The 18,749-nt window shown below is 45.7% G+C and carries 15 protein-coding genes; 7 read left to right on the top strand and 8 right to left on the bottom strand.

The genetic code is table 11. The features are described 5' to 3' along the window. Positions 1 to 39 precede the first annotated feature (39 nt). The 6 genes from QT990_RS28795 to QT990_RS28820 all read right to left on the bottom strand — a co-directional run bounded on the left by QT990_RS28795 (position 40) and on the right by QT990_RS28820 (position 8,899). On the bottom strand, positions 40 to 735 hold the full coding sequence (locus tag QT990_RS28795) for a DUF3226 domain-containing protein (protein ID WP_333409165.1): 696 nt from the start codon (positions 733 to 735) through the stop codon (positions 40 to 42). Further along, positions 735 to 1,853, bottom strand: a complete 1,119-nt coding sequence (locus tag QT990_RS28800; protein WP_333466067.1) for an ATP-binding protein — start codon at positions 1,851 to 1,853, stop codon at positions 735 to 737. The genes QT990_RS28795 and QT990_RS28800 overlap by 1 nt, the downstream gene beginning before the upstream one ends. Before the next feature lie 45 nt (positions 1,854 to 1,898). Continuing rightward, entirely contained in the window at positions 1,899 to 5,951 is a 4,053-nt protein-coding gene (gene cobN, locus QT990_RS28805; protein ID WP_333466068.1) for a cobaltochelatase subunit CobN, read from the bottom strand. A 333-nt stretch (positions 5,952 to 6,284) separates the two neighbouring features. Then, positions 6,285 to 7,145 (bottom strand): EamA family transporter, encoded by an 861-nt coding sequence (locus QT990_RS28810; protein ID WP_333147454.1) that lies wholly within the window; start codon positions 7,143 to 7,145, stop codon positions 6,285 to 6,287. Next, positions 7,142 to 7,879, bottom strand: a complete 738-nt coding sequence (locus QT990_RS28815) for an ABC transporter ATP-binding protein (RefSeq protein ID WP_333147456.1) — start codon at positions 7,877 to 7,879, stop codon at positions 7,142 to 7,144. Before QT990_RS28815 ends, QT990_RS28810 begins: the two co-directional genes overlap by 4 nt. A gap of 207 nt (positions 7,880 to 8,086) precedes the next feature. Beyond that, positions 8,087 to 8,899, bottom strand: coding sequence for an ABC transporter ATP-binding protein (locus QT990_RS28820; protein WP_333147458.1), 813 nt, complete (start codon positions 8,897 to 8,899; stop codon positions 8,087 to 8,089). Positions 8,900 to 9,114: 215 nt separating this feature from the next. Here QT990_RS28820 and QT990_RS28825 point away from each other — a divergent pair, with 215 nt between their 5' ends. From QT990_RS28825 to QT990_RS28845, 5 genes are all read left to right on the top strand, one after another. Further along, a complete protein-coding gene (locus QT990_RS28825) occupies positions 9,115 to 9,981 on the top strand; it encodes a HEAT repeat domain-containing protein (RefSeq protein ID WP_333147460.1) in 867 nt (288 codons plus the stop codon). 46 nt (positions 9,982 to 10,027) lie between these two features. Next, entirely contained in the window at positions 10,028 to 10,330 is a 303-nt protein-coding gene (locus QT990_RS28830; protein WP_333466069.1) for a hypothetical protein, read from the top strand. A gap of 453 nt (positions 10,331 to 10,783) precedes the next feature. Next, positions 10,784 to 10,972: a hypothetical protein gene (locus tag QT990_RS28835; RefSeq protein ID WP_333147463.1), complete on the top strand. Its 189-nt coding sequence runs from the start codon at positions 10,784 to 10,786 to the stop codon at positions 10,970 to 10,972. A 4-nt stretch (positions 10,973 to 10,976) separates the two neighbouring features. Next, positions 10,977 to 11,834: a Uma2 family endonuclease gene (locus QT990_RS28840; RefSeq protein WP_333147465.1), complete on the top strand. Its 858-nt coding sequence runs from the start codon at positions 10,977 to 10,979 to the stop codon at positions 11,832 to 11,834. 65 nt (positions 11,835 to 11,899) lie between these two features. After that, entirely contained in the window at positions 11,900 to 13,768 is a 1,869-nt protein-coding gene (locus QT990_RS28845) for a tetratricopeptide repeat protein (RefSeq protein ID WP_333147468.1), read from the top strand. A gap of 384 nt (positions 13,769 to 14,152) precedes the next feature. Here QT990_RS28845 and QT990_RS28850 read toward each other — a convergent pair whose 3' ends face one another. After that, positions 14,153 to 14,788 (bottom strand): L,D-transpeptidase, encoded by a 636-nt coding sequence (locus tag QT990_RS28850; RefSeq protein ID WP_333147472.1) that lies wholly within the window; start codon positions 14,786 to 14,788, stop codon positions 14,153 to 14,155. Positions 14,789 to 15,599: 811 nt separating this feature from the next. Here QT990_RS28850 and QT990_RS28855 point away from each other — a divergent pair. Both QT990_RS28855 and QT990_RS28860 read left to right on the top strand, forming a co-directional pair. Continuing rightward, positions 15,600 to 16,100 (top strand): autotransporter, encoded by a 501-nt coding sequence (locus tag QT990_RS28855; protein ID WP_333147474.1) that lies wholly within the window; start codon positions 15,600 to 15,602, stop codon positions 16,098 to 16,100. Between the two features lie 319 nt (positions 16,101 to 16,419). Next, positions 16,420 to 17,766, top strand: a complete 1,347-nt coding sequence (locus QT990_RS28860) for a PQQ-dependent sugar dehydrogenase (RefSeq protein WP_333147476.1) — start codon at positions 16,420 to 16,422, stop codon at positions 17,764 to 17,766. 336 nt (positions 17,767 to 18,102) lie between these two features. Here the strand turns inward: QT990_RS28860 and QT990_RS28865 are convergent, their stop codons facing one another. Continuing rightward, complete coding sequence (locus QT990_RS28865) at positions 18,103 to 18,669, bottom strand: DUF924 family protein (protein WP_333147479.1); 567 nt, start codon at positions 18,667 to 18,669, stop codon at positions 18,103 to 18,105. Positions 18,670 to 18,749: the final 80 nt, after the last annotated feature.

Here is an 18,749-nt window from a genome sequence, read left to right on the forward strand (position 1 = left end):
AGCTTTCAGCGATCGCGAAACATTACTAGATATTACTCATTATTCGGCGGATCGAGCAATTAGCTCAAACAGATGTTTTAACCATTCAATAAAAATTAAGGCGATCGGGCAATCGCACCTGAGCACCTGCGCTGTTATTGCTTGTCCCATCGGCATTGCAGGCGTTTTCTGCCATGCCAGCCAAGTGTGGATTAGCGCTTTGGGATGATGAGTTAAAGTGTAGCGGTTAAGTCCGGCTTGTTCGATCTCTTGTAAAATTGCTTCTGCTTTCGGATGCAGGGTGTCGCCAGGAGGGATGAGATAGGCGACAAAATCTTCTAACATTCCAGGAAGTTGATTGTTTGGCATCAACCAAACTCCGACGCGAGGCAAGTATGGATCTGAAGGTGTGCAAACCCAGCCTTCGGGAGGGGGAGATTGCGGGATGTCTCGATAGCCGATCGAACTCAGTTTATCTTTAAGAGATTGCCACCGCCCACTTAAATTGCGATCGGCATCTACCACAATTCCCAACGTGCGTAAATTCTCTGCTTTCAATCTTTCTGGCAAGCCATTTAGCAGCGCATCAACTCCTTCTGTACTTCCTTCTCTACCTTCTTCTTGCGGTACTTCGACGGAAAATGTTTCTGGCAGTTGATATTGCTGGCACAAAGCCCAGATTACGTGTCGGTCATTCTTACCTTCTACCAATAACTGTTGAGGTTTTGATTGAGGAGGTTTTCGTGCTTTTGGCATCAGCGCACCTCGATACTTTGGCGCACTGCAACGGACAATTCATCGGGAGTGTATTCAACTGCACGAATATCCTCGCCGCGCCGGCTCAAGCGAAATAATTTGCCAACAGAACTATCTTCTGACTGTTCTAAGGCTTCTTGAAATGCGGCTATACAATCCCAACTGTGGGTAGTTGCAAAGACTTGAACGTTCAATCGCTGTGCTGTTTCAAATATCAATCGCCACATATCAGTTTGGGTTTGATAGTAAAGACCTGTATCAATTTCATCAACCAACAAAAAACCATTCTCTGATGAGACTGCTACCATTGCTATACTAAGAATTCGTTGCATACCATCTCCCATACTGCCTAGAGGAATTGGGTGATTCTGTCCTCTAATTTTAATCAAAATACCACTGTTATTAGTGGGATTACTGGTAAAACTAATACGTTCTACATCTGGTTCTAAGATTTGCATTGCTGCTACTACGCTTTCTTCTTTTGGTGTCAGTGTAATAGCATCCCAAAGCCCAGCCATTTTGTTAAAAGTTATTGCCGTAGTTTTGATTAAATTATAATTATCTTTGCTGGCTCCAACAAGCGACAAAGAGTTATCATGTATCTCTGTTGATTGAACCGAAAGTAAACTACTAATATTAGCAATAGTCGCATCGCGCAGCAGTGAAATTTTGACTCGGGAATTTTGATTGTAGTAAGCAATTAATTCCCATGCTAAAAATCTTGTTTCTAGTTCTTCAGCTACCGGAATTACCTCTTGTTGGTTTGTAGGGTTTGCTTGGATTTTGAGTGAGAGTTGTTCTTCTTTCTGGGATTGAATGTAAATACTTCGATCTGGGGTTAGTTGATGTCCGTAAAAAATATGTTCAAATTGATACTTGCTGCGGTTTACTGCTTGGCCCGATGCAAGTTGAGTTTTTATGTTGCTCATTTCGCCACGGCCATTTAGTACATCAAACAAAGCTTGAATACTCTGTTGTTGGACTAATAAATAAATGGCTTCCAAAAAAGTAGTTTTACCGCTATTGTTCTGACCAACTATCAGATTAACCCTAGCTAGATCGTCGATATGAAAATCTTTAAAACAGCGATAATTTTGGATGGTGAGATCGCGCAACATTGATTCCTCGCATATTAACTAAATTCTATCATTTCTCCGTTCAGACTAGAAACCAGTATGGGATTCGATGACTGCTTCGGCTTGCAGGGCGATCGACCTCAATTTATCCAATGTATCCTGGTTCGCACTCTGCCACAACCCCCGCTGACGAGCTTCTAGCAATCTTTCCGCCATATCTCGCAGTGCCCAAGGATTGTTTTCTTGAATAAATGCCTGCACTTTCTCATCAAAAATGTAAGCCTCTGCGATTCCTTCATACATAAAATCCTCTACACAATTTGCCGTAGCATCGTAAGCAAACAAAAAATCTACAGTTGCTGCTATTTCAAAAGCGCCTTTATAACCGTGTCGCATCGCACCTTCTATCCATTTGGGATTCACAGCCCTGCTGCGATAAACCCGCGCAATTTCTTCTCGCAGTTGCCGCACTTTCGGATTCTCAGGAATCGAATTATCTCCGAAATAGGTTTCAGGATTTTTGCCTTGCAAATTGCGAATTGCGGCCGTCATTCCGCCTTGGAATTGATAATAATCGTCCGAGTCGAGGATGTCGTGTTCGCGGTTGTCTTGGTTTTGCAGAACTATTTGCATTTGACCGAGGCGTTGTTCAAATGCTTCGGGTGCAGAACATCCCCATTCACTCTGTTTAACTCCTGCTACATCTCCCGGCAAATTTGAGGAACTAGAGGAGGTATAGGCGTAACTGCTCCAATTAATGTAAGCTTTTGCTAAATCGCTGTCGTCTGTCCAGTTTTGAGCTTCAATTATGCCTTGAAGTCCTGCCCCGTAAGCACCCGGTTTTGAGCCAAACACTCGAAATTGCGATCGCCCTTGCGCCTCTTCCTGACTCAAACCTGTAGATTCCCAATACAAAATCTCTTTTTTAACTTGTGCTGCTAAAGGGTTATTTTCTGCCGATTCCTCTAAATCTGCCACAGCTTTTACCGCACTATCAAACAAATCAATTAAATTAAAAAAAGCATCGCGGAAAAAGCCAGAAATTCGCAAAGTAACATCAACTCGCGGCCGCCCCAAAACAGAAATTGGCAAGATTTCAAAATCTACAACCCGGCGCGAAGGGCCATCCCAAACTGGTTGAACTCCTATCAGCGCCAAGGCTTCGGCGATGTCATCTCCCCCCGTCCGCATGGTGGATGTTCCCCACACTGACAAACCCAAAGTTTTCGGATATTCGCCGTTTTCTTGGGTGTATCTTTCGATTAAAGTTTCAGCAGCAACTCTGCCAACTCTCCATGCGGTTTCTGTGGGAATGGCGCGGATATCTACTGAGTAAAAATTGCGACCTGTGGGCAATACATCTGGCCTGCCGCGGGTGGGTGCGCCGGATGCGCCGCTTGGTATGTGCCGCCCATCTAGTCCGCGCAAAAGGTTGGTAATTTCTTGGTTTGTTTGGAGGAGGGAAGGTAAAAGATAGTTATTTATCCACTCTAATTCTTGTTGGGTTGCTTCTCCTATTTGGGAATTTGTGACCGCAGATGAACGCGGATTGACGCGGATGTTTTCGATTAAGTTATCTACTAATTCAGCGGCTTTTTCTTCGAGTTCGGCTGTTAAATCGCCTGCTGTGCGGTGCTGAATTATCGACGTTGGATCGCAGGTTAAGGGGTCGAAATCGTAGCCTGAGTCTTCTGCTAGGGCGCGGGTTAAGCCCGATCGCCCGTTGGTGGGATGGCGGGCGATCGCAATTATCAAATCTCTCAACTGTCTACCTTCGGGACACTGCCCGAAAATGTGCAATCCGTCACGAATCTGGGATTCTTTGAGTTCGCAAAGATAGCCATCTGTGCGGGTGATAAATTCTGTAAATTCTGATTTATTTAGTTGTATTCCTAAGTCTTTATCTAAGTTTTCTTTGTTGGTGAGGGCGAGAATGCGATCGCGAATCATGGGCAATCTGGACGGATCTAAACTTTGGGCTTCGCAATACTCGTCGATTAAGGTTTCCAACTGTTGCAAAGGCCCGTAGAGTTCGGCGCGAGTCATCGGCGGCGTCAGGTGGTCGATAATCACAGCTTGCGATCGTCTTTTTGCCTGGGAACCTTCCCCCGGATCGTTGACAATGAAGGGATAAAAATTCGGCATCGCGCCTAATGCTACTTCTGGATAACATTTGTTAGACAAGGCTATACTTTTACCGGGAAGCCATTCTAAGTTGCCGTGTTTTCCAGCATGAATTATAGCGTCAATTCCCAATTTTTCTCGCAACCAATAATAGTAAGCTAGATAATTGTGAGTTGGTTCTAAGTCTGGGGCATGATAATTTAACGCGGGGTCAAGTTCGTATCCCCGCGATGGTTGAATTCCTACAAATACATTACCGAAATGAATTCCCGGAATCGGAAAAGACCTATTGTTACTTATAAAATCTTGTGCATAGCTTCCCGGAAGCCCCCATCTTTTACAAATTCCATCTTGCACTTCCTGCGGCAAACTAGCAAAATATTCTTCATATTCTGCCAAATCCAAAGATTGATGAACAGGCCGCAATTCGCGTCCTTCGGGGTCATTTGTCACGCCGGAAGTCAGGAGTTCAATTAACTCGTTGCCACTAGCCGGGATGTTTTCAATTTGATAGCCAGCTTGCTGCATAGCTTTGAGGATTTCGACACAGCTAGCGGGGGTATCTAAGCCGACCCCGTTGGCTAAGCGGGCGTTGCGAGTGGGGTAATTTGCCAGAATTATGGCGATGCGTCTGTTGGCGGCTGGGGTTTGTTTCATTTTCACCCAATTCGCGGTTAAATCTGCTACAAATGAAATGCGATCGCCCGCTGCTACATAGCCTACTACATCTGTTTCTAATTCGCTGTTCCAAGTCTGTACGGCTTTAAAAGAAACAGCCCTAGTAATGATTTTTCCGTCTACTTCTGGCAATGCTACATTCATCGCCACATCGCGGGGCGAAAGTCCCTGAAGTTCCGTTTCCCACTGTTCCAAACCGCCACCGCTGAAGATTGCTTGCAATACGGGAACGTCTAAGGATTTTAAGCTGTTTTGTTCCGGTTCTTGATTGCTGAAACCGGAGACTGCAAAACTTGTGGTGTTGAGCAATAATTGAATTGGTTCTGATTCCTTAGGTTGGAAATATTCCAGCAATTCTATTTGCAAATCTGGTTCCCGCAAAGAAGACACAAAGACGGGAACGGGGACTAAGTTTCGCTCAGATAGAGCTTGACAAAGTGCATCAATTGGTGCTAAGTTTCCTGATAAGTAATGAGCTCTATAAAATAATATTCCGACCGTAGGGGCGGTGCCCCCGTGCCCGCCCTCGCCGTACCCTTTAGGGAGTGTTTCCAAACCCGGAGATCCCCCCCAGCCCCCCTTAATAAGGGGGGGGCAAGAAGTTGTCAAAGTCCCCCTTGTTAAGGGGGATTTAGGGGGCTCTGAATCTGGTGGTAAACCCGGAGATCCCCCCCTGCCCCCCTTAATAAGGGGGGGGCAAGAAGCGGTCAAAGTCCCCCTTATTAAGGGGGATTTAGGGGGATCTGAATCTGGTGGTAAAGTTTCAAAACACTCCTCCCCGCGCCCGATCCAATCATAAATTCCGACGCGGGAGACTGTTTGAGGTAGCGGTGGATTATAAGCAGTTTTCAGGCAAGTATCGGCGGCAAATTTGAGTGCGTTAACAAAGTTTTGGACTCCGCCTTCTGTGAAGTAGCGCCACAGTTTATTGACTGCTGACAGCGATACATTGGAATGGCTGATTAAATCGGGATCGGGACTGTCTTCTCCCGGCATTACAATCAGTGCTGCGTTAGTTTTCTGCACTGTTTCCCGCAGAATCTCTAAGCCGTAAGACCAATAAGAACGCCCTCCTAACAGTCTTAAGATTATGACCTCTGCGCGTTCTAAAACTTCCTCTGCATAAGTATCAATTGTTAGTTGTTGCTGCAACTGAAGCAGATTTACTGCGCGCACTTTGGGAAAATTTGCCGGCATTTTGGATGCGGCGGCTGCGAGAGTTTGAATGTCGGTGTCAGCAGCACTAATAAATACTATTGGTGCAGGGGTTTGCTGAATAAAAATTACTCCTTCTGATTGAGGGTTCCAACCTCCGGGCGTGGCTGCTATTTTGTGCATTAATTTTTTTTATTTTAATAAATAGTGAGAGAAAGTGCGATCGCCTTGAGTATAACATGACTTATACATAAATAGAGGCTAGAGCGTGTTTCCCAACCCGGACATTCCCGGCAAACCGAGAGAGGGCGGGCACGGAGGCACCGCCCCTACATTCGGGGGGAGAATGAGCGTCAATCGATTTTAGATTTTAGATTTTAGATTTTAGATTTACCCCACGGATAAATGCGGGGGCAATAAGTGATTTTCGATTTTCGATTTTGGATTGATTCCACGGATAAATCACGTGGCGAATACCCTCAATAAATTCGTGGTCAAAGTCCCGGAAATCTCAAACTATAAACTGATAAATAAAACTCCCAAAATCATGATTCCGGCCCCTAATAATCTTTGTTGAATATCTTTTTCCTTAAAAATGAAATGACCGAATAATACACCCATTAACACGCTAGTACGCTTAATCGCGATCACTTGCACTACCAAAGTTAATGTCAAAGCTTGCATTTGAAAAAGCACTCCAATAGCATTGAAAGACCCCATAGCAGCTAGCATTGGTAATTGTTTGAGAATTTTTCGCCCTGAATTTGGGGTTTTGTGCAATAAAACTGGCAGTAGCAAGACACTGATTGTACCAAACAAAGAGAATACCCAAAAAATAGGGGATGAATTTGTAACTCCTATTTTGTCAAAATTTGAGGCAATACTCCATAGTAATGCGACGATTAACATCAATTTGGGTCCTGGTTCATTCAGCAGTGCTTTGAATGGGGCTAAATATCCTTTTGATTTCTCTTTTATATTTAATAAATAAGAGCCTCCTACGATTAGTAAAATGCCAATATAATCAAAAAGTTGGGGATATTCACCGACAATTAACGGTGAAGTTACCAACATGAATAATGGTGTCAAAGCTACCAGCGGTAGTGTTAGGGATAAATCTGATACTTTGATGGCTTTGATGTAGAGGAGGGATGTGACAGCGTTGATGCTACCTCCGATTAATAGGGCAAGCCAAAATTGAGAGTTTAATGGCGGAATTCCTGTATATAATACCCAGGGAATCAAAAAGATGACTGAAAAAAATGAGAGAGACCAAGCGACGACATATTCGTCACTTTTTTTGAGGTTTTGTTTCCCAAAAACGTCTTTGACGGCTTCAAAAAAAGCGGTCAAGAGTCCTAAAATTAACCAAGTCATCCTAAATATGCGCTCCTGACTCGCTCGTCGTTTAGCAACTCCGCTCCCATACCTGTGAGAGTAATGTTACCAGCTTCTAGCACGTAACCCCGATCGGCAATTTGCAGTGCTAAACTGGCGTTTTGTTCGACTAAAAGGATTGTAACGCCTGTGGAACGCAGGTTGTGAATAATTCCGAAAATTTCTTTGACGATCGCGGGTGCTAAGCCTAAACTAGGCTCGTCTAATAGTAGCAGTTTGGGGCGCGACATCAACGCGCGGGCGATCGCCAGCATTTGCTGTTCCCCGCCGCTGAGGGTTCCTGCTAGCTGGCGGCGTCTTTCTGCTAAGCGCGGAAATATCTCAAATTGGCGCTCTAAATCGGCTTTTACTGCCGCCGAGTCCGATCGAATATAGGCCCCTAATTCTAAGTTAGTTAACACCGTTTGCTGCGCCAAAACCCGCCGCCCTTCTGGACTGTGGGCGATTCCCAATTTCACAACTTCGTGAGCTTGGCGGCGGCTAATGTCGCGCCCGTTATAAATAATTTGTCCTTGTCGCAAATTAACTATTTTAGAAATCGCTCTCAATGTGGTACTTTTGCCCGCACCGTTGGCACCGATGAGACTGACAACCTCGCCTGCATTAATCGTGAGATTAATATTTTGTATGGCTTGAATGCCACCATAATTTACCGAAAGATTCTTGAGTTCTAAGAGGATATTTTGAGATATTTTGGGTGGGCTTTCGTGCATTTTCTGTGACTTTGAGGTAGATTCCGATTTACCGTTGGGTGGGGGCGGGTTTATGAGATTGTTATTTTTAGGCAATTATTGTCGGTGAACCCGCCCCTACAGAATGTGTAATAATGGTGCAATATGTGATTTTTTAATATTACTCTTAGTCCGCGTAGGCGGACATTGTTTGTGTAGACGCGATTTCCAATCGCCGGGTTTCCTTAGTTATTTTTCATCTCCCAAATAAGCCTCAATCACAGCCGGGTCATTCCTCACAACAGCAGGCTCGCCCAAGGCAATAAGCTGACCGAAATGCAAGACGGCAATGCGATCGCACAATCCCATAACTAGCGGTACATGATGCTCGATCAATATTACAGTTAAATTGAATTGTTGTCGTACTTCGCGGATAAATTCGCTTAATTTGTGCTTTTCATTGGGATTCATCCCCGCTGCCGGTTCATCTAACAAGAGTATTTGCGGTTCTAGGGCTAAAGCGCGGGCAATTTCTAAGCGCCTCTGGTCGCCGTAGGACAAGTTTTTGGCTTGTTCGCCCGCGCGATCGCCCAATCCGACTAACTCCAACAATTCTAAGGCTTTCCGCTGGGTTGTGCGTTCCATTGCGTTAGATGCTGGCAAGCCGAAAATCCCCGCCAGCACCGATAAAACTGGATTGCCCGATCGACTATGGATGTGTCGGGCGATCGCCACATTTTCCACAGCAGAAAGTTCCCCAAATAACCGGATATTTTGAAAAGTTCTGGCAATACCTTTATTGGCAATTTGATAAGGCTTCAATTGGGAAATATTTTCATTTTGATAAATCAGGTTGCCACTAGAAGCAGGTATCAGTCCAGTCATGAGATTAAATAGAGTTGTCTTGCCCGCGCCGTTAGGGCCGATTAATCCAAAAATTTCGTGTTTTTGAACTGTGAAAGATACGTCGTTTACCGCAATTAAACCACCAAAACGACGAGTTAATCCTTTGGCTGCTAAAACAGGATTGCTTGTTGAGAGGGTAAGGGGTTCGGAAATCATAAACACATCATAGAACGAATATAAGATATCTCATTATGCCTTAGACTGCCGAATGTTCTTAAAGTCCCCCTTTTCAAGCAGTATTTAGGGCGATCGATTTCACCACGGACAAGCACAAATTTAGATGCCCCGGAGTCCTGAAACAGTTTGATGAGAATGTATACACAATTATTCCAATGGCTGAGACGGCTCATCAAACACAAGGATTCTAGCCCATGACGAAGCACTGCCGACAAAGATTAGCTGCCGTAATTGCCCTCTCGTTTCTATCTTTCACATCGCCTTTGCTGTTGACTCGCAATGCTGCGGGTGGAATTGGGGAGGAACCCACAGCTAATCCCAAACAGATTGCCTCCCTCACCGACAAGTTAAAGAGTAACAATGAAACGGCACTTGATGCAGCTATTAAGCTGTTACGAAAAATAGGTGAACCCGCCATCCCTGATTGGATGGAAGCTTTGCAGGATCAGAATTTGTCAGTCGGCCAGAGTGCTGCTGAGGTTCTAAGACAAATTGGTTTTCCTGCTATTCCTGCCTTTGTCAAAACCTTGAAAGACTCAGATGTGTCGGTGGGTGCAGAAGCTAAAATTGCACTGCCGCAGCTAATTCTGTTGCTGAAAGACTCCGATGCAACTGTGCGTAGCCGTGCAGACTATGCTTTGGGAAGGATGGGTGCAGAAGCTAAAACTGCTGTGCCGCAGCTAATTCTGTTGCTGAAAGACTCCGATGCCACTGTGCGTAGCCGTGCAGCCAATGCTTTGGGAAGTATCGGTGCAGAAGCTAAAATTGCACTGCCGCAGCTAATTCTGTTGCTGAAAGACTCCGATGCCACTGTGCGTAGCCGTGCAGACTATGCTTTGGCAAGGATGCGTGCAGAAGTTAAAACTGCTGTGCCACAGCTAATTTCCCTGCTTCAAGACTCAGATGCAACTGTGCGTAGTAGTGCAGCCAATGCTTTGGGGATGATTGGTGCAGAAGCTAAAACTGCACTGCCGCAGCTAATTGTCTTGCTGAAAGACTCCAATCCAAATGTGCGTAGTAGTACAGCCTCTGCTTTGAATAAAATCCGTGCAAAAGCTTAAACTGCACTGCCGCAGCTAATTGTCTTGCTGAAAGACTCCAATCCAAATGTGCGTAGGTAGTGCAACCTCTGCTTTGAGGATGATTGGTGCAGAAGCTAAAACTGTTGTGCCGCAGCTAGTTCCGCTGCTGAAAGACTCCGATGCAAATGTGCGTAGCCCTGCGGCCCCTGTCTTGCTAAGTATTGCTCTTCACCTTCAAGAAAAAGCAAAGACGCTAACTTCACCGGAGTTAAATCAGGCTGTATCAAACCTAGAATCAGCCTTAAAAATTTTGGATGAACCTAAAGCTAATTTGTCACAAACAACGATCGCAAATCTCCGTGTATATAGCGGTTCTCAAGCGTGGTGAGGATGCCCACGGAGGCCTATGCCCTATGCCCTATGCCCTATGCCCATGAGTACCTCATCTTTCTGAGAAAGGCTATACATCAATGCTCTCAAAGCTGAACAAAGCAATCGCCCCTTCATCAAATCACTTCCCAAAAATGCCTACATCTGGGGAATTTACATATTTGTCCTCTTGGGAAACTTTGCCATCAACCCACTGCGGCTGCTCAAAATCTACGAAACCTTAAAACCGAAATAGCCCGCGACAGAAACATCACCGTTTTGCTAGCCCAACTTTCTGGCAACCCACTCATTGCCAAGAAAGAAGGCACAACAGACGGCCATTCACCAGCTAATTTTTTTGAGTTAAGGCTGCACTATTTAAACCCAATAAACCGCAGCGGAACAGAGGATAAACTCAGCGATTGCACCGCTAGATATTAACGACCAAGATGAGAGTTAATGGCAATATTTATTGAAGGTAGCCGACTCCCCAAATTCATCAGAAGCGATCGCAGGCTTTCTGTTAGCAGTAAAAAATTGCTATCTCGATAAAATTCCCGGTGCAAAAGATACCGACTTTCTGCAGCAAGAAATCACATCGCGCTATAATATTACAATTGCCGTACCGCTTCAATCTCCTCAAGCCGTCTCGCCCGGGTAATCTTATGACGATGTACGTACCGGATTCGCAGCATTCCCAGACAAAAGTCCTCCCTACGATGTACGATCTACCCAGTGAAGACCCGGAGGAACCAGGTTTGCCTGACGAATATCATCGGTGGCAAGCACAACTTTTGTGCGATAGCTGCCTCCCCTCTAATTATCCACCCGATCGCCTCTTCTCGGCCAGCGATCTCAATCTATACTACGACTCCAACCATCCCAATTGGTACAAAAGACCCGATTGGTATTTAGTTGTGGGGGTTTCGAGATTTTACCAAGACAGAGACTTGCGCCAAAGTTACGTGATTTGGGACGAAGCAGTAACTCCTTTAATTGCGATCGAATTTCTGTCACCTGGTACGGAAGATGAAGATTTAGGACTGACAGAATCAGAACCAAACAAACCGCCGACTAAGTGGCAGGTTTACGAAATAATTTTGAAGATTCCTTATTACTTTGTTTTTAGCAAATACAACAACCAATTGAGGGTATTTCGGTTAATTGGCAACCGTTACCGCGAACAAGTGTTAACAGGTTCTCGATTTTGGATACCGGAAATACAGTTAAGTTTGGGTTTGTGGGAAGGTGCTTTCCTGCAAAATCAAAGGTTGTGGTTGCGCTGGTATGATATTAATGGCAATTTGATTCTGACTCCAGAAGAATTTGAAAGACAGCGAGCTCAATTGGAAAGCCAACGCGCCGAGTTTGAAAGGCAGCAAGCTGAAATTGAAAGACAGCAAGCTGAATCAGAAAGGCAACGAGCCGAGTTTGAAAGGCAACGAGCTGAATCAGAAAGAGAGCGAGCAAATCGTTTAGCCGATCGACTGCGAGCAATGGGCATTAATCCAGATGAGCTGTAAAATTAAGTAGCAGCGCGAAATACTGTCTGCGGTGTCGATAAAAACTTATTAACTAAAAATAAATTATGCCTGAATCTACCTCACTGCGCGATCGCTACCTAGCACTAATCGACAAAATTGTCGAAATCACCCTCAAAGGTCAAATTCGCTCCAAAGAACAAGTTTATCAAATGCTGGTGCAAGACATTAGCACCGGTACTGGCGAAATATTTGAACGCTGTTTCGGCGAACGCCTTGATGCCGCCGAAAATCAACTCAGAAATGAAAAAGACGAAATCAAACAAGCAAAGGCAAATCGCAGCCTCCGAGCGCTCAAAACCATCCAAGGAGAATGGGAACGCTGGCAGAAAGATAACCGCGTCGATCGCGCAATTGCATCCTCAATCCAACAAATCGTTACCGCCGAATCTAACGCCCGCCTCCTGGCATTATTACAAGTAATCGATCCGAATAAAGAACATCCGCTGACTCTCGCTCAATTGCAGCAATTGGCAAAATCTCTGCACCAACAAATGCTGCAAACTTCTAATCCCGAAACCGAACAAGATTTGCAGCAAATCACCGTCGGCATCGCTAAAGGTTTAGAATCTTGGCAGCGTTTGGAACCGGAACTTGTGGGCTGGATTTATCAGCCGCAGCAGCTAGGATTTGCCGGTAGTCCCGAAGAAAATGGGCCTTGGGCTTTTTGGGCAAAAAAAGTTAACAGTCCCTTTCCCCAGGCTCTTTTGAAGACTATTGCGCTCGGTGAATCTGTAGTTCAATTCGCAGCCCAGCAATCGAATTTAGATTTAGGCATATTGGTGGAAGTGGCGATTATTTTGCAGTGCTTGCAGCGGGCGTTGGCGACATGGTTTGACAAGCAAGTTTACGATTCCAAAGTGTCAACAAAAGCTTCAATTTCTACTTACATTACTTTTGCGGTAATTTGGAGTCAGCTAGCTAGTGGGTTTAATAATTCTACCAAGAGCGGCGAGCAGTTGGCAAATGCTTGTTTTCAAGTAACTTTGCAAATTTTGCGCGCTTTTTCTCAGCGAGAATACTTTCCACTTTACGGGGGGATTTTCGCTTCCTTTGATGGTAAAGCTCTGCGGCATACTTTGGATTATTTAGACGAACCGCTGCGCCGAGTTGAAGGCACTCAAGCAAAAGCTCGGATTCTGACGCTTTTGGGTTATTCGATGCAGGCGGCTGGGGCCTACGAGCGATCGATCTTGCTGCACAAGCAAGCGCTGGAAATTGCTCGTACCGAAGGAGACAAAGCTTGCGAAGTTGCCAATCTCAATCACATCAGCCGCAACTATGTGGCTCAAAAAAATTATCAGGAAGCGATTAATTACAGCCAGCGGGCTTTAATTATGGCACGACAAGCGGGAGAGCGACAAGGCGAGGCAAATGCTCTCGCTAATTTGGGTTACAGTGAAGTGTTTCAAGCGCGGCAGTTGGAGGAAGTGGAACCAGAGGTTTATGAGAGTGCGATCGGTTATTTGGAACAAGGTTTGTTGCTATCGGAAAGATTGGGAGACAGGCAAAGTCAAGCTTTTTGTTCCAGCAGTCTCGGTATTGCTAAAATCGCCCTGGAAAATGCTGAAGGTGCGATCGAATATTTGCTCAAAGGTTGGCAAGCGGCTCAATTCTCAGGGGATTTATATTTGCAAGGTCTGAATTTGGCTTACTTGGCTCAAGCTTATTACAGAATCAACTCACTAGAAAAAGCGATATTTGCGGGCAGTTTGGGGATGTATACTTTGGAGCAAATTGGTGCGATGGAGTGGCGTCAATCGGCTGGTTTGTTGACAATTTTGCGGGGTCAAATGGGGGCGGAATCTTTTAAACAAGCTTTGGCGAAAAGTCGAGGGAATATCATTCCGGCGATCGGTGTTGATGGCTACGATTACATCCCGGAGTTGCTGGAAAAATATCAGCAATCTATTTAATATTATGTCCGATCGATTAACCATAATATCCCGGCCGGGCGGGTTTTTGAGATTGTCAATTATTGGCAGATATTGTTGGTGAACCCGCCCCTACCTGATTTCGGGCGAAGCGAAGCGGAGGGAATCGACCGGACATGATATAACTCTTTGTTGTGGAACAGGCCGGAAAGCCTGTTGCTGAGAGGGGTGCAAAATGTAAGTTTTAACTCACCCAATAGCTGCATTATCAATTAGTCTTTCATGGGCGGGATCTCCTGCCCAACCCCTACTCCCCACAAGAAAATTGAATTTTTGTGGAACAGGCATCTTGCCTGTATTGAATTTTTGTGGAACAGGCATCTTGCCTGTTCCTGGATATTTTGATGCACCCCAACCTCGAAATAATTAATGCTCAACAATCACCGGTGTGCCAACTGCGACTTTCTCAAATAAAGCCTGTGCGTCTTTGTCAAACATTCTGACACAGCCGTGAGAAGCCGCCCCCCCGATCGACTCTGGATTCGGAGTACCATGAAAACCAATCACATTCTTGCCATCCGTCCAAAACCCCATCCACCTACTCCCTAATGGATTGTCTGGCCCAGCAGGAATAAGTTCTCCTGTCCAAGGATTTTGCCAAACGGGATCTTTGATCATTTGCATAACTTTAAAATTGCCGGTAGGAGTTTCCCACCCGCCTTTTCCCACAGCAACCGGGAAACTGGTTTGCACCTTATTTTGTCGGTAAACATAGACGCGGCGTTCTCGCAATTTCAGCACTAAACGCACTTCCTCAATAGGATTTACCGCAGGATTTGGTTCCTGGGGAAGATAACGAAATGGTTCTCCCAAGGGCGGCAGTTCTGGGGCTCCGAGATTCGGCAATTGTGTCTCGGATGTGGGCCGCTGCGCTGCGATCGCACTATTACTTGAATTAGCCACAACTTCGGCCGTCGCCTGCTGCTGTATGCCCACCGACAGCGCGGCTGCACTCAAGCTAAGCACAACTAGCTTATTAAATAAAAATTTGCTGTTCACCATTTTTTTGTTCGCTAAACTCCTAACCAGCAGTTCCTACAAAGTTCCTATCTAATTATCCGCCAACCGCACCCGATCCGAAAAATTTTGATATGGCTTTTTGACCAAGAATTTCAAAGGTGGTACCCGCCACGTGATTTATCCGTGGAATCAATCCCAAATCCAAAATCCTTGCATCCTCAAGCCCCCGGATTTATCCGTGGTGTCAATCTAAAATCTAAAATTTAAAATCTAAAATCGAATGACGGCAACTGCGCTGCACAGTTTTTAGTTGAAATTCCACCACCGATCACTTGTAACTCAACACAAAGCTTAGGCAATAATACCAAAACAACAAGGTTTTTATAAGCTGCTCAGTCGAGTTCCGCAATAGAATGTCGTTACAAAACCCGGTTTAGGCGTACATCTTGCCAGAAAATGATTAAATTTTACCTCCGACTAATTTGATTTTTTAGCAATGACCAGCGGGCGATCGAGTATTCAAACTATGGCGCTGCAGTATCCGGCAAGCACAATCTGTCTTTGGGTAGAGTTCCTCCCAGCAACAGTTAGGTCTGCGGAAAAAAACTGCTACGGTCGCTCGAATAAACTCAATATATCACGGCAACACTCTAGAGATGCAAACCGCTGAACTTGTTGTAAATCGGGAACTTATGATGTAAAATTTAGTCTTTCAATACTTGTTCGATAATCTTTTTTTGAGATTGTCATAAATTTCCTACTCTGGGGATTAAACTGGATTAGGTATAGAAGTTGGGACTTTCGTGCAGCGGAAGCAAACCCAACCCTGAATAGCAGTTAATGTGAGGTTTCAATGCGTCTTCAGAACATCAAATTATTGACAGGTGCAACACTGTCGGTGCTAATTTCGGCGGTCTCAGTACATCCTGCGATGGCTAACCCTGCAAATCAAATAGCCCAAACGCAGACCACCACCACAGCAAACACTACAACCATTGTCGGTTTTGTCAAAGATATTGTCGGCGATGTAGTAACTATTCGCGAAGAAAACGCGCCGTACAGGACTCTCAGGATTCAAAGATGCGTCCTGAGAATTATTGGCCTAGTACCGGGAATGAAAGTCAGAGCCACCGTCGCCGGATCTCAGATACAAAATATCGCGGTGATCCCCGATTATAAGGTCGTAGCCACAACGGTTGCTCGTCCCGCAACCCCAGCACCAGCACCGCGTCCGGCTCCAGAACCGCCACCGCGTCCGGCTCCTCGTCCGGCTCCTCGTCCGGCTCCGATGCCGGCTCCCCGTCCAATTCCGGCTCCGGCTCCTCGTCCGGCTCCTGTGAGAGGACTTTGGTAGAGCTAGGCTATACTATTTTCGGTTTTTGATTTTGGATTTTCGATTGGGAATTGGCAATGACAATCAAGCAATTTGATCCGGGGCCCCCGGATTCATTCGTGGGGTCGCGTTCTTCAATCTAAAATCTAAAATCTAAAATCTAAAATCTAAAATCGATTGACTGATCGAGCTCAAGGTTTGGATCGCTGGCCTACAATTGCATTGTTTTGTACAACTGGTATCAGTAAATAAAATTAAGCCACCGCCTGCGCGGTGGCTTAGCTGTTTAATAGCAGTTAGAATAATAGAATTGTCCAGCAATTGTGGAGAAATCGCTGCTATGTATTACCTGCATTTCTTGCTGCTAATTCTGCTGTTGCCGATGATTGCGTGCGATCGAGCTACAGATGCGATCGCCCCTGCTGTGGGCGACAACGGCGCCGTGTCGCAAATTCCCTCCCGTGCACCGGTGACAAATGTTGGGACAAATCAAATTGTACCGACCAAACCGCTGTCGCCGCAGCCAATCCGTATTTTTGCAACTGCTTTGCCGCAGCCAGGAGCCAGCGAAAGCGCCTCAAAACCTCCTCAAGTAATACCAATTCCCGCATCGCCAGTGCTGCGAGTGCCTCCTGGCTTTGTCGTCAACGTTTTTGCTGACAATTTAGACGCTCCCCGATGGCTAGCTGTGACGCCTACAGGCGATGTTTTGGTAACAGAAACCCGGCAGAATCGGATTACGCTGTTGCGAGATGCCAACGGCGACGGGGTTGCTGAGGTTCGCAAGACTTTTGCAAGTGCCCAAAACGGGTTAAATATTCCCTTTGGCATGGCTTTTGCCGATCGCTATTTTTTCCTCGGAAATACCGCTGAAGTCCGCCGATTTCCCTACACAAAAGGGCAGGAACAATTGACAGGTACTGGTCAAAAAATTGCCGATTTACCGGGCGGTGGATACAACCAACACTGGACGCGAAATGTTGTCGTTTCCCCCGACAATAGCAAGCTTTTCGTCTCAGTTGGATCGCAGTCTAATGCCGATGTCGAACCGCTGCCGAGGGCGTCTGTTCAAGTCATGAATTTGGACGGCAAGAACCAGCAAATTTTTGCTTCTGGGTTGCGAAACCCGGTAGGATTGGATTTTCACCCAAAAACCAATCAACTCTACACGACTGTCAACGAACGCGACGGTTTGGGAGATGATTTGGTGCCGGATTACTTGACAAGAATTCGTCAAGGTGAGTTTTACGGCTGGCCTTACACTTATTTTAAGCCGAATTTGCTCGACCCGCGCCACGCCAGAAATGGCAATAGCGATCGACCTGATTTAGCTGCTAAAACATTAATGCCAGACGTGCTGTTTCAGGCGCACTCGGCCGCTTTGGGGCTTCAGTTTTACGACGGCAAAACGTTTCCCAAAAGATTTCTCAACGGCGCATTTGTGGCGTTTCGCGGCAGTTGGAATCGGAACGCTGGAACTGGTTATAAAATCGTGTTTGTACCTTTTAATGCGGGGAACGGACGCCCTCAAGGTTATTATGAGGATTTTCTGACTGGTTTTCTCACAGATCCGTCGGGCCCGAAAACTTGGGGGAGGCCGGTTGGTTTGCTGGTTTTACCTGACGGGAGTTTGCTGTTTACTGAGGAAGCGAATAACCGGATTTATCGGGTGCAGTATCGCCGCTGAGGATTGGGCGATCGATAAATTCTTCACCCTCGTATACTTTTTGTTGAATCAAGAATTTATCTTCTTTTCTAATTTCATATCATGTCCGATCGATTAACCATAATATCCCGGTCGGGGCGGGTTTTTGAGATGGTCAATTATTGGCAGGTATTGTTGGTGAACCCGCCCCTACCAAAATCGGGGTCGCTCGACCGGACATAATTTCACTATTCAATTTGAGATTCGCTGGGTTGCGGCGGGTTTTGTAAAGAGATGGCTGTTGGTTCTGATTGCGCGCTAAAACCGCCTCTACAAGTCTCGAATATATCAGAACGATCGAGGTTTTGCGATCGCGCTTTAAAATCCCGAACCGGGTTGTTTGAGAAACTCGGCTTCTTCGGGAGTTGTTTCGCGGCCGAGAATTTGATTGCGGTGCGGAAATCTCCCAAAACGCTCGATTATTTCTAAATGCTGCATCGCGTATTCAATGAGTGAATCGCTGTCAGGTTCGCCGCTGAGTTGGCGAAATAGTTCGACAGATTTTTGCTGGTTTTCTAAATTTTCGCTGTGTTGAAAAGGCAGATAAACAAATAATTTTTGTACAGTCAGCAATTGGCGATCGAATTTATTATTAACAGCGTATTCGGCGGTGGCTAAAGCTTTGCTGTCTGTGGCGAATGCTTGAGGCGTTCCGCGAAACATATTGCGCGGAAATTGATCTAGCAGTATAATTAATGCGAGGCAGTTGTCGGGGGAATCTTGCCATGAGTCGAGTTTACCGGAGGCGGCTAGTTTGTATTGCGGCAGAAAGCGCGAGCGCACTTGGGCATCAAAATCCGCATCTTTTTCAAACCATTTCTTGTGGACTTTGCCAAACTCAGGAGAGTGCGATCGACCAAACCAAAAATCTAAAACTTCATTCATCTGTATTCCCCCTTGGAGACTCCCACTGTACCTGTAGTCAGGTCAGTGGCGAGAGGAAAAGGGGGGCAAGGTTTAGGCCG

The organism is Microcoleus sp. T3_B1 (assembly GCF_036700445.1).
Taxonomy (GTDB): Bacteria; Cyanobacteriota; Cyanobacteriia; order Cyanobacteriales; family Microcoleaceae; genus Microcoleus.